Origin of the sequence: Streptomyces chartreusis NRRL 3882 (assembly GCF_900236475.1) — a bacterium.
In the GTDB taxonomy this organism is placed as follows: domain Bacteria; phylum Actinomycetota; class Actinomycetes; order Streptomycetales; family Streptomycetaceae; genus Streptomyces; species Streptomyces chartreusis_D.
Genome location: NZ_LT963352.1, coordinates 6,676,541 through 6,690,557 on the forward strand (window position 1 = coordinate 6,676,541; position 14,017 = coordinate 6,690,557).

Consider the following 14,017-nt stretch of genomic DNA (forward strand, 5'->3'; position numbering starts at 1 on the left):
AGGGTCGCTCGTATGGCACGGAACGTAGTAATAAGTGGTGGAGGAACCGGAATTGGGCTCGCGGCGGCCCGGATGTTCGCCGCGGGTGGGGATCGGGTGCTGCTGCTCGGGCGACGGGCCGAGGTGCTGGAGAAGGCCGAGGTGCCCGGCGCGCTGACCTGTGCGGCCGATCTCGCCGAGCCGGAGGACGTACGGGGTGTCGCCGCCTTCGTGGAGCGGGAGTTCGGGTCCGTGGACGTGCTCGTGCACAGTGCCGGAGGCAGCGGACTGCTGGAACCGGACGCCCCGGGTGACGATCCGCTGGACGCCGTCGCGCACACCTGGACCGTGAACTTCCGGCTCAACACCCTGACGGCCGTCCTGCTCACGGAGGCTCTGAAGCCGCGGCTCGCCGAGCCAGGTGGGCGGGTGCTGTTCCTCAGCTCCATCGCCGCCTACCGGGGGTCCGGGAGCGGGGCGTACGCGGCGGCCAAGGCAGGGCTGCATCCGTACGCCCATGATCTGGCCCGGGAGCTGGGGCCGCGCGGCGTCACCGTGAACGTGGTCGCGCCCGGCTACATCGAGGACACCGAGTTCTTCGGGGACGCGATGGCCGAGGAGCGGCGGGCGCGGCTCATCGGCGAGACCTCGAACGGGCGGGCCGGGACTCCCGGGGACGTCGCCGAGACCCTGCACTGGCTGGCCTCGCCGGGCGCCGGGCACATCACCTCCCAGATCATCCAGGTCAACGGCGGCGCCGAGCGCGGTCACTGACCAGAGCGTCAGCAGGAGGGCTGCCCGCGACTGCGGACAGCCCTCCTGCTGTGCGGCCGCCGACCCGTGCCGTCAGCGCTCCGGCCGGCTCGAACCGTGGAAGCGGCGCTGGGGCGGGACGCCGTCCTGGGACGGGCGGTGGCCGTTGCGGGACGCGGCCGGGGGCGTGGCCGCGTCCGCCGTGTTGACGCGGGGCAGGGCGTACGGGTGCTCGTCGGTCAGCCAGCGGACCATCCGCTCGCGGACCGTGACCCGCACGGTCCAGATGTCGTCCGCGTCCTTGGCGGTCACCAGGGCCCGCACCTGCATGGTGTTCGGGGTGGTGTCCGTGACGGACAGGTCGTAGGCGCGGCCGTCCCAGGCCGGGCACTCGCGCAGGATGTCGCGGAGCTTCTCGCGCATGTCGTCCACGGGGGCCGTGTGGTCGACGTGCCAGAAGACGGTGCCGGTCATCTGGGGCGTGCCGCGCGACCAGTTCTCGAACGGCTTGGACGTGAAGTACGACACCGGCATGGTGATCCGCCGCTCGTCCCAGGTGCGCACGGTCAGGAACGTCAGCGTGATCTCCTCGACCGTGCCCCACTCGCCGTCCACGACGACGGTGTCCCCGATGCGCACCATGTCGCCGAAGGCGATCTGGAACCCCGCGAACATGTTGCTCAGCGTGGACTGCGCGGCGACACCGGCGACGATGCCGAGGATGCCGGCCGAGGCCAGCAGCGAGGCACCCGCCGCGCGGAACGCCGGGAACGTCAGCAGCATGCTCGCCGCGGCCACCACACCGACGATCGCCGACACCACCCGCATGATCAGCGTCACCTGGGTGCGCACCCGCCGGACCCTGGCCGGGTCGCGGTGGGCCCGGGCATGGGCGTACCGGCTGTACGACGTCTCGACGATCGCCGAGGCGATACGGATCACCAGCCACGCGGTCGACCCGATCAGCACGAGGGTCAGCGCCTGGCCGATGCCCTCGCGGCGGCTCTCCAGCAGCTGCGCCTCGTCGTACGACCCTCTCAGCAGGGCCGCGAAGAGCACGAGCTGGTACGGGATGCGGCCACGGCGCAGCAGCCCCCACAGCGGGGTGTCGTGGTGCCGTTCGTCGGCCTTGCGCAGCAGGAAGTCGGTGGCCCAGCCGATCACCAGCGTGAGCACGACCGAGCCACCGACCACGATCAGCGGTCGCAGGAGGTTCTCCATGCCCCCGAACCTAACCGGCTCCCGGGGGGCATGAACATGTGACTTCGGCGGCGTCCTGGGTAGTGCCGCGATCCCGGCCTGTCACACCCGGCTGGCACCATGGCCTCATGAACATCATGCTCTTTCACTCGACCCATGGGCTGCGGCCCGCGGTGCTCCAGGCCGCCGACCGGCTGCGCGCGGCCGGACACGAGGTGTGGACGCCCGACCTCTTCGAGGGACGCACGTTCGACACGGTCGAGGAGGGCATGGAGCACAAGGAGAAGATCGGCAAGGAGGAGCTGCTGAAGCGGGCCGTGCTGGCCGCCGCTCCGTACTCCGAGCGCGGGCTGGTGTACGCCGGGTTCTCGCTCGGCGCCTCCATCGCGCAGACCCTCGCCCTCGGCGACGACAAGGCGCGCGGGCTGCTGCTCCTGCACGGCACGTCGGACATCGCGCCGGGCGCCACGGCGGACGACCTGCCGGTCCAGTTGCACGTGGCGGAGCCCGACCCGTTCGAGACGGACGACTGGCTCAGCGCCTGGTACCTCCAGATGGGCCGCACCGGCGCCGACGTCGAGGTGTACCGGTACGCGGGGGCGGGTCACCTCTACACCGACCCAGACCTGCCGGACTACGACGAGGAGGCCGCCGAGGCCACCTGGCGGGTGGCGCTCGGCTTCCTCGACAGCTTGTAGCCGGTTGGCCGGCCGTTGTCCGGGGCTCAGACCGCGTCGTAGACGCGCTCCATCTTCTGCGTGCCGCTGCGGGTGCGGTACGAGCGGGACCACGTGGCGGTCGCGTCGCGCTTCGCGCGGTCCGAGATGACGTAGTAGTCCATCTGCGCGCGCTCGGCCGTGATGTCCAGGACGCCGAAGCCGTGGCGGTCGGTGTCGACCCAGTGGACGTGCCGGTTGGCGGCGCGGATCACGGGTGCGGCGACCGCGGAGACCGTGCCCTGCGGGACCTTGACCATGTCGTCGAGGTTGTCGGAGGTGACCGAGGTGACGACGAACTCCGTGGCGGCCGAGGGGGACAGCGGATACGTACCGGCGTCCACCGGCACGTCGTTGGCCCAGGCCATGTGGATGTCGCCGGTGAGGAAGACCGTGTTGCGGATCGCGTTCGCGCGCAGGTGGGCGAGGAGCTCGCGCCGGTCGTCGGTGTAGCCGTCCCACTGGTCGGTGTTGAGGGCGAGGCCCTCCTGCGGCAGGCCCAGCAGCTTGGCGAGGGGCTTCAGCAGATCGGCGGAGAGGGAGCCTATGGCGAACGGCGAGACCATCACCGAGTTGCCGACCAGCCGCCAGGTGGTGTCGGACGCCTTCAGGCCCGCCTTGAGCCAGTCCAGCTGGGCGCGGCCGGTGAGCGTGCGGTCCGGGTCGTCGACCCCGCCGTTGCCGACCTTGACCTGCTGCGAGCGGAAGGAGCGCAGGTCCAGCAGCGAGAGGTCGGCCAGCTTGCCGAAGCGCAGCCGGCGGTAGGTGGTGCCCGCGATCGCCGGGCGCACCGGCATCCACTCGAAGTAGGCCTGCTTGGCGGCGGCCTGGCGGACGGACCAGGTGCCCTCGGCGCCCTCCGTGTGGTTCTCGGCGCCGCCCGACCAGGCGTCGTTGGCGAACTCGTGGTCGTCCCAGATCGCCACGACCGGGGCCGCCGCGTGCAGCGCCTGGAGGTCCGGGTCGGTCTTGTAACGCCCGTGCCGGGTGCGGTAGTCGGCGAGGGTGACGATCTCGTGGGCCGGGGCGTGCGGGCGGACGACCGTGCCGCGGGTGCCGTACTCGCCGGTGCCGTACTCGTAGATGTAGTCGCCGAGGTGCAGCCAGGCGTCCAGGTCGCCGCGGGCCGCGAGATGGCGGTACGAGGAGAAGTAGCCGGCCTCCCAGTTGGCGCAGGAGACCACGCCGAAGCGGAGGCCGGTGACGGACGCGTCGGCCGCCGGGGCGGTGCGGGTGCGGGCGGCGGGGGAGTCGGTGCCGCCGGCGGAGAAGCGGAACCAGTAGTCGGTGGCCGGTTCCAGGCCGCGGATGTCGGCCTTCACGGTGTGGTCGGAGGCGGCCGTCGCGGTGGTGGAGCCCTTGGCGACGACGGTGGTGAACGCCCGGTCCTCGGCGACGACCCAGCTCACCTCGGTGTCCGGGCCGAGTCCGGAGCCGGGTACGGCCTCCGGGACGGGGGTCACGCGGGTCCACAGCAGGACGCCGTCCGGCAGGGGGTCACCGGAGGCGACGCCGTGCAGGAAGGCGGGAGCCTGGTCGACGGCGCGCGCGGGCAGGGTCGCTGCCAGCGGTCCGGCCAGGACAGCGGTCGCCGCCGCGGCCATGACGACCGTACGGCGGCGCGGGGTGAGGGAGTTGAGGTCCTCTGACGGCTTCGATGATCTGTATCGACTGGTCACGGACGATCAGGTTACTGATCGGTACACGCCAGAGCGGGCGAACTCCCGAAGTTCGCCCGCTCTTCACGTGGTGGCCGGTCCCGGACCCGCCGTCACTTCTTGAGGGCCTCGCCCACCACCCGGTTGAAGTCGGCCACCGTCATCAGCGGCGTGCCCTGGCTGTCGGCGGTGAGCTGCTTGCCGTCCATGACGAAGCCCGGGGTGCCCGTGACGCCGTCCTTGTTGTCGTCGAAGGTCTTCGACATGGCCATCGCCCAGGCGTCGTAGGTGCCCTTCTCGACCGCGTCCTGGAACTTCTTGTTGTTCTTCAGCTCCGGGACGGTGTTCGCGACCTTGATGAGGTAACTGTCGTTCTTGAACTCGTCGGTCGTCTCGTCCGGGTGCCACTTCTTGGAGTACAGCGCGGCCTTGTAGTCGAGGAACGCCTCGGGGCTGACGTTCAGCGCGGCGCCCAGGGCGCTCAGCGCGTTCTTGGAGCCCTCGCCGTTGTCCTTGTTGTCGATGAAGGTGGCGCCGATGAACTGCATCTTGAACTTGCCGTCGTCGATGTCCTTCTTCACGGTCGGACCGACGGTCTGCTCGAACTGGGCGCACACGGGGCAGCGCGGGTCCTCGTAGACCTTCAGGGTCTTCTTGGCCGAGTCCTTGCCGATGACGACCGTGGTGCCCTTGGTGCCCGTGGTGTTGGCCGGGGCGACGACCTCCGCGTCCTTCTGGGCCTCCCAGTGCGTGGGCTTGTTGGCCTGGACGACCGCGTAGCCGATGCCGCCGGCTATCGCCAGGACGCCGACGATGGAGGCGGCGACGATGATCTGCCGCTTGGCCTTCGCCCGCTTGGCCTCGCGCTCGCGTTCGGCGCGCAGCCGCTCACGGGCCGCCGTCTTCGCCGCCTGGGTGTTCCGCTTGCTCATGGTGATGTTCTCCGTCGGGGACGCGCACACGTCGTGTGCGGAATACGTAAGGGGGACTGCCGGTGCTCGAAAGGTGCCTCACGCGAAGGCGGGCGAGCACGGCGGTCCACGCCGTCCCAGACAGTGGGCGAGGATCCGCTCGCGGGCGGTGGGCGTGCGGTCGACGGCCCGCGACGGCAGGCGGCGCCCTGCCGGGGCCCGCGTCACCGTCACGGCGGCGACCGCCAGCAGCAGCGGCCGGAACGTGGTCGCCCCCACCGCCCGCAGCAACTGGGCCAGGGCCCGCTCGCCCCGGCGCAGCCAGACGGCGGCGGCCAGTCCCACGCCGACGTGCGCGCCGAGCAGCAGCCAGGCGGTGGCGGGGTCGGCGTGCGCGACCGCGGCCGAGAGCCGTTCGGTGCCGGTGGCCCCGGCCATCCGGGCCAGTGGTGTGCCGATCTCACCGCCCCCGCACAGCACGTCCAGGCCGACCGACCGCAGGGGGCCGGCGACCGGGCCGCCCGACCGGCCGTAACAGGCGTGCTGCCCCGTGGTGAACACCGTGTCGGCGGCCAGTTCCAGCGGGATCAGCAGGGCCGCGATCCGCCCGAAGGAGCGCTCGCGGCCCGCCAGGGCGTACGCGATCACGAACACGGTGGCGGCGACCGCGGCCACCGTGCCCATCGGGAGCGGGACCCGGGACAGCAGCACGTGCGACGCGGTGCTGAGCGTCACGACCACTGCCGTGAACAGCGCCGCGCGTACGGCTCTGAGCTGGATCCCGGATATGTCCATAGCGAAAGGAGAGTCTGTCACGGGGGCCTGTAAGGGACCCCTAAAGGATGCCTGTGAGTGAGCGGACGGCCAAAGCCCCGGCTCAGGGGCCCTTACAGACCCGGGATCCGGCCGTTGCGGAACAGGTCCACGAAGGTCTGGTGGTCGGCACGCGCCCGTGCGCCGTAGCTGTGCGCGAAGTCGATCAGCAGCGGCGCGAAGCCCTCCTCGTCGGCCGCGATCGCCGCGTCGATCGCCCGCTCCGTGGAGAACGGCACCAGGGACTCACCGGACTGGTCGTCCGCCGCCGAGTGCATCGTGGCCGTGGCCCGGCCGAGGTCGGCCACCACCTGGGCGATCTCCTCCGCGTCGTCGATGTCGCCCCAGTCGAGGTCCACCGCGTACGGCGAGACCTCGGCGACCAGCTGGCCCGCGCCGTCCAGCTCCGTCCAGCCCAGCCACGGGTCGGCGTGCGCCTGGAGGGCGCGCTGGGAGATGACGGTGCGGTGCCCCTCGTGCTGGAAGTAGCCGCGGATGGCCTGGTCCGTGACGTGCCGGGAGACGGCCGGGGTCTGGGCCTGCTTGATGTAGATCACCACATCGTTCTCCAGGGCGTCGCTGTGGCCCTCCAGCAGGATGTTGTACGACGGCAGCCCCGCGGAGCCGATGCCGATGCCGCGCCGGCCGACGACGTCCTTCACGCGGTAGGAGTCCGGGCGGGCCAGCGAGCTGTCCGGGAGCGTCTCCAGGTAGCCGTCGAAGGCGGCGAGGACCTTGTAGCGCGTGGCCGCGTCCAGCTCGACGGAGCCGCCCCCGGCCGCGAAACGGCGCTCGAAGTCGCGGATCTCCGTCATCGACTCCAGCAGCCCGAAGCGGGTCAGCGACCGGGCGTCCCGCAGCGCGTCGAGCAGCGGGCCCTGCGCGGTGTCCAGCGTGAACGGCGGCACCTCGTCGCTCTTGGCGCCGGTGGCCAGGGCGTGGATCCGCTCGCGGTACGCGACCGCGTAGACCGTCACCAGCTCGGAGATCTGCTCGTCGCTGAGCGCCTTCGCGTACCCGATGAGGGCGATGGAGGCGGCGAAGCGCTTCAGGTCCCAGGTGAACGGGCCGACGTAGGCCTCGTCGAAGTCGTTGACGTTGAAGATCAGGCGGCCGTTGGCGTCCATGTACGTGCCGAAGTTCTCCGCGTGCAGGTCGCCGTGGATCCACACGCGCGAGGTGCGCTCGTCCAGGAACGGCCCGCCCTGCTTCTCGTCGTCGAGATCGTGGTAAAAGAGGCACGCCGTGCCCCGGTAGAACGCGAAGGCCGAGGCCGCCATCTTCCGGAACTTCACGCGGAACGCGGCCGGGTCGGCGGCCAGGAGCTCGCCGAAGGCGGTGTCGAAGACGGTGAGGATCTCCTCGCCGCGGTGCTCGTCGTCGAGCTGCGGGAACGACATCGCTGGGTGCCTCCTGGTGCATAACGTCTCGGGGCGGCAGGTCCGCCCTCCGGCTAACGTGCGGCGGTCCGCGGGAGTGCCCGCGAGCCCCGCACGAAGGTACGCGGGTCAGGCCCCCGGGTGTCAGTGGCGAGGCATAGACTTCGACGCTGTCCCCCAGACTGTCCGCAGCCTGTCGGGCCCCATTCGACGTACGTTTTCCCTGGAGGCCGCAGCCGTGTCAAAGCCGCCGTTCACGCACCTGCACGTCCACACCCAGTACTCGCTGCTGGACGGTGCCGCGCGGCTGAAGGACATGTTCAACGCGTGCAACGAGATGGGCATGACGCACATCGCCATGTCCGACCACGGCAACCTCCACGGGGCCTACGACTTCTTCCACTCCGCGCAGAAGGCCGGGGTCACCCCGATCATCGGCATCGAGGCGTACGTCGCGCCCGAGTCGCGCCGCAACAAGCGCAAGATCCAGTGGGGCCAGCCGCACCAGAAGCGGGACGACGTCTCCGGTTCCGGTGGTTACACCCACAAGACGATGTGGGCGGTGGACAAGACCGGCCTGCACAACCTCTTCCGGCTCTCCTCGGACGCCTATGCCGAAGGTTGGCTGCAGAAGTGGCCCCGGATGGACAAGGAGACCATCGCCAAGTGGTCCGAGGGGATCGTCGCCTCCACCGGCTGCCCCTCCGGCGAGGTCCAGACCCGGCTGCGCCTCGGCCACTTCGACGAGGCCCTGAAGGCCGCCGCCGACTACCAGGACATCTTCGGCAAGGACCGCTACTTCCTGGAGCTGATGGACCACGGCATCGAGATCGAGCACCGGGTCCGCGACGGCCTGCTGGAGATCGGCAAGAAGCTCGGCATCCCCCCGCTGGTCACCAACGACTCGCACTACACGTACGCGCACGAGGCGAGCGCCCACGACGCCCTGCTGTGCATCCAGACCGGCAAGAACCTCTCCGACCCCGACCGCTTCAAGTTCGACGGCACCGGCTACTACCTGAAGTCCACGGACGAGATGTACGCCATCGACTCCTCGGACGCCTGGCAGGAGGGCTGCGCCAACACCCGGCTGATCGCCGAGATGGTCGACACCACGGGCATGTTCGAGAAGCGCGACCTGATGCCGAAGTTCGACATCCCCGAGGGGTACACGGAGGTCAGCTGGTTCCGCGAGGAGACCCTGCGCGGCATGCACCGCCGCTTCCCGGACGGCATCCCCGACGACCGCATGAAGCAGGTCGAGTACGAGATGGACACCATCATCTCGATGGGCTTCCCGGGCTACTTCCTCGTGGTCGCCGACTTCATCATGTGGGCCAAGAAGCAGGGCATCGCGGTCGGCCCCGGCCGAGGCTCCGCGGCCGGCTCGATCGTCGCCTACGCCCTCGGCATCACCGACCTCGACCCCATCCCGCACGGCCTGATCTTCGAGCGGTTCCTCAACCCCGAGCGCATCTCCATGCCCGATGTCGACATCGACTTCGACGAGCGCCGGCGCGTCGAGGTGATCCGGTACGTGACGGAGAAGTACGGCGCCGACAAGGTCGCCATGATCGGCACGTACGGCACCATCAAGGCCAAGAACGCGATCAAGGACTCCGCGCGCGTGCTGGGCTACCCGTACGCGATGGGCGACCGCCTCACCAAGGCCATGCCCGCCGACGTCCTCGGCAAGGGCATCAACCTCGACGGCATCACCAACCCCGAGCACCCCCGGTACTCGGAGGCGGGCGAGATCCGGGCGATGTACGAGAACGAGCCGGACGTGAAGAAGGTCATCGACACCGCCAAGGGCGTCGAGGGCCTGGTCCGGCAGATGGGCGTGCACGCCGCCGGCGTGATCATGTCCAGCGAGACCATCACCGACCACGTCCCGGTCTGGGTCAGGCACACCGACGGCGTGACCATCACGCAGTGGGACTACCCGAGCTGTGAGTCGCTCGGCCTGCTGAAGATGGACTTCCTGGGTCTGCGCAACCTCACGATCATGGACGACGCCGTCAAGATGGTGAAGTCCAACAAGGGGATCGACATCGATCTCCTGAGCCTCCCGCTCGACGACCCCACGACCTTCGAACTGCTCCAGCGCGGCGACACCCTCGGCGTCTTCCAGTTCGACGGCGGCCCGATGCGCTCCCTGCTCCGGCTGATGAAGCCGGACAACTTCGAAGACATCTCCGCCGTGTCGGCCCTGTACCGCCCGGGCCCCATGGGCATGAACTCCCACACGAACTACGCGCTGCGCAAGAACGGCCAGCAGGAGATCACACCGATCCACCCCGAGCTGGAGGAGCCGCTCAAGGAGGTCCTGGACGTCACCTACGGCCTGATCGTCTACCAGGAGCAGGTGCAGAAGGCCGCCCAGATCATCGCCGGCTACTCGCTCGGCGAGGCCGACATCCTCCGCCGCGTGATGGGCAAGAAGAAGCCCGAGGAACTGGCGAAGAACTTCGTGCTGTTCCAGGAGGGCGCCCGCAAGAAGGGCTACAGCGACGAAGCCATCCAGGCGCTCTGGGACGTGCTGGTCCCCTTCGCCGGCTACGCGTTCAACAAGGCGCACTCCGCCGCGTACGGACTCGTCTCGTACTGGACGGCGTACCTCAAGGCGAACCATCCCGCCGAGTACATGGCCGCGCTGCTCACGTCCGTGAAGGACGACAAGGACAAGTCGGCCGTCTACCTCAACGAGTGCCGCCGCATGGGCATCAAGGTGCTCCCGCCGGACGTCAACGAGTCGATGTCCAACTTCGCCGCCCAGGGCGACGACGTGATCCTCTTCGGCCTCTCCGCCGTCCGCAACGTCGGCACGAACGTCGTCGAGTCGATCATCAGGTGCCGCAAGGCCAAGGGGAAGTACACCTCGTTCCCGGACTACCTCGACAAGGTGGACGCGGTGGTCTGCAACAAGCGCACCACCGAGTCGCTGATCAAGGCCGGCGCCTTCGACGCCATGGGTCACACCCGCAAGGGCCTGACCGCGCAGTACGAGCCGATGATCGACAACGTGGTCGCGGTCAAGCGCAAGGAGGCCGAGGGGCAGTTCGACCTCTTCGGCGGCATGGGCGAGGACGACAGCAGCGAGCCGGGCTTCGGGCTCGACGTGGAGTTCACCACCGAGGAGTGGGACAAGACCTATCTGCTCGCCCAGGAGCGGGAGATGCTCGGTCTGTACGTCTCCGACCACCCGCTGTTCGGCCTGGAGCACATCCTGTCCGACAAGGCCGACGCGGGCATCTCCCAGTTGACCGGCGGTGACTACTCCGACGGCTCCGTGGTCACCATCGGCGGCATCATCTCGGGCCTGCAGCGCAAGATGACCAAGCAGGGCAACGCCTGGGCCATCGCCACCGTCGAGGACCTCGCCGGTTCGATCGAGTGCATGTTCTTCCCCGCGACGTACCAGCTCGTCTCGACCCAACTCGTCGAGGACGCCGTGGTGTTCGTCAAGGGCCGCCTCGACAAGCGCGAGGACGTGCCGCGGCTGGTCGCGATGGAGTTGCAGGTCCCCGACCTGTCGAATGCGGGCACCAACGCGCCCGTCGTGCTGACCATCCCGGCCACCCGGGTCACTCCGCCGCTGGTCAGCCGCCTCGGCGAGGTCCTCAGCCACCACAAGGGCGACAGCGAGGTCCGGATCAAGCTCCAGGGACCGACCAAGACGACCGTGCTGCGGCTGGACCGGCACCGGGTGAAGCCGGACCCGGCGCTCTTCGGTGACCTGAAGGTGCTGCTCGGGCCGTCCTGCCTGGCGGGATGACCGAGGCCGCGGACGGCTTTCGATGCGCGTGAGGGGCGTACCCGGTACCTGGTACGCCCCTCGCGCATGTGCGCGGGTCTCAACAACCCGTCACACAGATGTCAGTTGTGGCCGAAGCTGCGCTTCCGCTTGCGGGACGCCACGTCACCGGGGGTCAGCTCGGCCTCGGTCTGGGGCTCCGCCTCGGTCGCCGGGCTGCGGTCCGCACGCTGCCCGCGCTCGGTCGGACGCTGCTGCTTACGGTCACGGTTCTTGTTCTTGGCCATGGTGATGCCTCCTGTGGGGGATCTAGGGGCCAGGGCCGGGACCAGATTCACACAGGCCGACAACGATCGCATGTCGGACAATTACCCTGCGTGACAGGGGGAGTCGGAGCAGGCCGGAGCGAAACGCCACGCCGAAGATCGAGTTCCCGCCGTTAACCTCCGCGCCGTCGGGCAGACTCGAAGCAAGCCCGAAGCAAACCTCCCGGGAAGAGGGTGAGTCGTGTGGACCGCTGCATCGTCCTGGTGGACGCGGGGTATCTGCTGGGGGCAGCGGCGAGTCTCCTCGCCGGGGAGCCCTCACGATCCCGCATCACCGTCGATCACACCGCCCTCATCCAGGGGCTGCGCGAACGCGCCGAGTCGGACACACAGCAGCCGCTGCTGCGGATCTACTGGTTCGACGGCGCCCCCGACCGGGTCCCGCAGCCCGAGCACCGCAGGCTGCGCGTGATGCCCCGGGTCACCGTCCGGCTGGGCGCGCTGACCCGCAGCGACGGCCGCTGGGCGCAGAAGGGCGTGGACGCCGCCATGCATGCCGAGCTCACCGAGCTGGCCCGCAACCGCGCCTGCTCCGACGTCGTCCTCGTCACGGGCGACGGCGACCTGCTGCCCGGCATGATGGCCGCCAAGGAGCACGGCGTCGCCGTCCACCTGTGGGCCGTGCAGGCCGCCGACGGCGACTACAACCAGTCCGAGGACCTGGTCGCCGAGGCCGACGAGCGGCGCGTCCTGGACCGGACCTGGATCACCAAGGCCGTCCGCGCCAAGGAGCACACCGGCGTGTGCGCCCCGCAGCCCGCGCCCCGGCCCGAGATCGCCGCGATCCTCTCCGCCCCGCTGCCCGAGTCCGCGCTCGCCGCCGCGGCCGAGCGCCCCGCCCCGCAGCCCCAGCACCCCGCGGCCGGCCCCGGGCACAACGGCGCGGAGGAACGGGCGCCCGCCCCCAAAGGCGTCCCCACGCCCAAAGACCTGGCCGCCCTGCGCGCCCCAGGCCCCCAGTCCGCCCAGCACCCCGCCTCCGCCACCCTCCGGTGGTCCTCCGACAAGGGCTGGGTCGACCGGCCCACGGCCGAGCCCCCCGAGGCCGCCTCGATGCCGACGCTCGCCCAGCTGACCACGGCCGAACAGCGGTGGGCCGACCGTGAGGAGGACATCACCACGGTCGGCGGCGACCCCTACGAGGTGGGGCAGGTCTTCGCCCGGCGCTGGGTCGAGCGCCTCGGCGACCAGAGCCACCTCCAGAAACTGTCCGGGATGTACCCGCGCATCCCGCACCGCGTCGACGGCGAGCTGCTGCGCTACGCCGCCCGCTTCGGCCTGCTCGCCCACAAGGACGACCAGATCGACGAGCGGGACCGGTACGCCATCCGGGCCGGCTTCTGGAAGGAGATCGGCGTGCGCACGGGAGTGGAGCACGCGCCGGTCGGGGAATGAGGACTTTGCCGACGGATTTCCCGTTGTGGACCGACCCGAGAGCGGACCGGGGCGGTCGACCCCGTAGTCTCGTCCCTTGTGAGTAAGCGCGCGGCACAGGCATTTCGGCACGATGGTGACGTCGTGTGCGCGGTGCGCGGGCTGACCAAGACCTATCCGGCCGTACGCGGCCGGCGCGGCGCGCCCGGAACACCCGAGGTCCGCGCCACGGACGACGTGACGCTGGACATCCGGCGCGGCGAGATCTTCGGCCTGCTCGGGCCGAACGGTGCCGGCAAGTCCACCCTCGTGCGGCAGCTCACCGGGCTGATGCGCCCCGACCGCGGCAGCGTGGAGATCCTCGGGCACGACATCGTGCGCCACCCGGAGCGGGCCGCGCGGATCCTCGCCTACCTGGGGCAGGAATCCACCGCCCTCGACGAGCTGACCGTGTCGCTCGCCGCCGAGACCACCGGGCGGCTGCGCGGCCTGGACGTCCGGCGGGCGCGGGCCGAGCGGGACGACGTGCTCGACGAGCTGGGGCTCGCCCCGCTCGCCGGGCGGCCGCTGAAGAAGCTCTCCGGAGGCCAGCGGCGCCTGGCGTGCTTCGCCGCGGCGCTGGTGGGGGAGCGGCCGCTGCTCGTGCTCGACGAGCCGACCACCGGCATGGACCCGGTGGCGCGGCGGGCCGTGTGGTCCGCCGTCGACCGGCGGCGGGCCGAGCGCGGGACGACCGTGCTGCTCGTCACCCACAACGTCATCGAGGCCGAGACCGTGCTCGACCGGGTGGCCGTCCTCGACCGGGGGCGGGTGATCGCCTGCGACACCCCGGCCGGGCTCAAGGAACAGGTCGCCGGCGAGGTGCGGGTCGACCTGGTGTGGCGGGACGCGCCGCCGCTGCACGTCCCCGAGGTGGCCGCGCTGCGGGACCGCGCCGTGGAGTCGGGGCGCCTGTGGACGCTCCGGCTCGGACCCGAGGAGGCCCGGGCGGTCGTCGCCACCGTCACCGGAGGGGCCGCCTTCGCCGCCCTGGACGATTTCACGCTGGCCACGCCGAGCCTGGAGGACGTGTACCTGGCCCTGGGCGGTGCCGTGCAGCAGGGGCTGGTGAAGGCGTGAGGAGCACCGAAGCCTTGAGCGCGCGGGCCGCC

At 70.5% G+C, this 14,017-nt stretch carries 11 protein-coding genes; 5 read left to right on the top strand and 6 right to left on the bottom strand.

All coding sequences use genetic code 11. From position 1 onward, the window contains the following. Nucleotides 1–12 precede the first annotated feature (12 nt). The gene (locus SCNRRL3882_RS30165) at nucleotides 13–753 is read left to right on the top strand and encodes an SDR family NAD(P)-dependent oxidoreductase (RefSeq protein WP_029181134.1); all 741 of its coding nucleotides are present in this window, start codon (nucleotides 13–15) and stop codon (nucleotides 751–753) included. Nucleotides 754–825: 72 nt separating this feature from the next. Here SCNRRL3882_RS30165 and SCNRRL3882_RS30170 read toward each other — a convergent pair whose 3' ends face one another. Continuing rightward, nucleotides 826–1,953, bottom strand: coding sequence for a mechanosensitive ion channel family protein (locus SCNRRL3882_RS30170; RefSeq protein WP_010039391.1), 1,128 nt, complete (start codon nucleotides 1,951–1,953; stop codon nucleotides 826–828). A gap of 107 nt (nucleotides 1,954–2,060) precedes the next feature. On the opposite strand from SCNRRL3882_RS30170, the gene SCNRRL3882_RS30175 reads away from it, so the two are divergent. Continuing rightward, a complete protein-coding gene (locus tag SCNRRL3882_RS30175) occupies nucleotides 2,061–2,630 on the top strand; it encodes a dienelactone hydrolase family protein (RefSeq protein ID WP_010039392.1) in 570 nt (189 codons plus the stop codon). Nucleotides 2,631–2,656: 26 nt separating this feature from the next. Here the strand turns inward: SCNRRL3882_RS30175 and SCNRRL3882_RS30180 are convergent, their stop codons facing one another. The 4 genes from SCNRRL3882_RS30180 to SCNRRL3882_RS30195 form a co-directional block, all read right to left on the bottom strand. Then, nucleotides 2,657–4,327, bottom strand: a complete 1,671-nt coding sequence (locus tag SCNRRL3882_RS30180) for an alkaline phosphatase D family protein (protein ID WP_029181135.1) — start codon at nucleotides 4,325–4,327, stop codon at nucleotides 2,657–2,659. A gap of 92 nt (nucleotides 4,328–4,419) precedes the next feature. Then, nucleotides 4,420–5,238 carry a thioredoxin domain-containing protein gene (locus SCNRRL3882_RS30185; protein WP_010039394.1) on the bottom strand — a complete coding sequence of 273 codons (819 nt, stop codon included), beginning with the start codon at nucleotides 5,236–5,238 and terminating at the stop codon, nucleotides 4,420–4,422. A gap of 78 nt (nucleotides 5,239–5,316) precedes the next feature. Beyond that, on the bottom strand, nucleotides 5,317–6,012 hold the full coding sequence (locus tag SCNRRL3882_RS30190) for a hypothetical protein (protein WP_010039395.1): 696 nt from the start codon (nucleotides 6,010–6,012) through the stop codon (nucleotides 5,317–5,319). A 92-nt stretch (nucleotides 6,013–6,104) separates the two neighbouring features. Further along, nucleotides 6,105–7,430 (bottom strand): DUF2252 domain-containing protein, encoded by a 1,326-nt coding sequence (locus SCNRRL3882_RS30195; protein WP_010039396.1) that lies wholly within the window; start codon nucleotides 7,428–7,430, stop codon nucleotides 6,105–6,107. A 217-nt stretch (nucleotides 7,431–7,647) separates the two neighbouring features. Here SCNRRL3882_RS30195 and dnaE point away from each other — a divergent pair, with 217 nt between their 5' ends. Continuing rightward, the gene (gene dnaE / locus SCNRRL3882_RS30200; protein WP_010039397.1) at nucleotides 7,648–11,187 is read left to right on the top strand and encodes a DNA polymerase III subunit alpha; all 3,540 of its coding nucleotides are present in this window, start codon (nucleotides 7,648–7,650) and stop codon (nucleotides 11,185–11,187) included. Between the two features lie 101 nt (nucleotides 11,188–11,288). Here the strand turns inward: dnaE and SCNRRL3882_RS30205 are convergent, their stop codons facing one another. Beyond that, on the bottom strand, nucleotides 11,289–11,453 hold the full coding sequence (locus SCNRRL3882_RS30205) for a hypothetical protein (RefSeq protein WP_231911184.1): 165 nt from the start codon (nucleotides 11,451–11,453) through the stop codon (nucleotides 11,289–11,291). A gap of 222 nt (nucleotides 11,454–11,675) precedes the next feature. Here SCNRRL3882_RS30205 and SCNRRL3882_RS30210 point away from each other — a divergent pair, with 222 nt between their 5' ends. Together SCNRRL3882_RS30210 and SCNRRL3882_RS30215 are read left to right on the top strand one after the other, a co-directional pair. Then, entirely contained in the window at nucleotides 11,676–12,887 is a 1,212-nt protein-coding gene (locus SCNRRL3882_RS30210; protein WP_010039398.1) for an NYN domain-containing protein, read from the top strand. Nucleotides 12,888–13,010: 123 nt separating this feature from the next. Next, nucleotides 13,011–13,985, top strand: coding sequence for an ABC transporter ATP-binding protein (locus SCNRRL3882_RS30215; RefSeq protein ID WP_010039399.1), 975 nt, complete (start codon nucleotides 13,011–13,013; stop codon nucleotides 13,983–13,985). Nucleotides 13,986–14,017 lie beyond the last annotated feature (32 nt).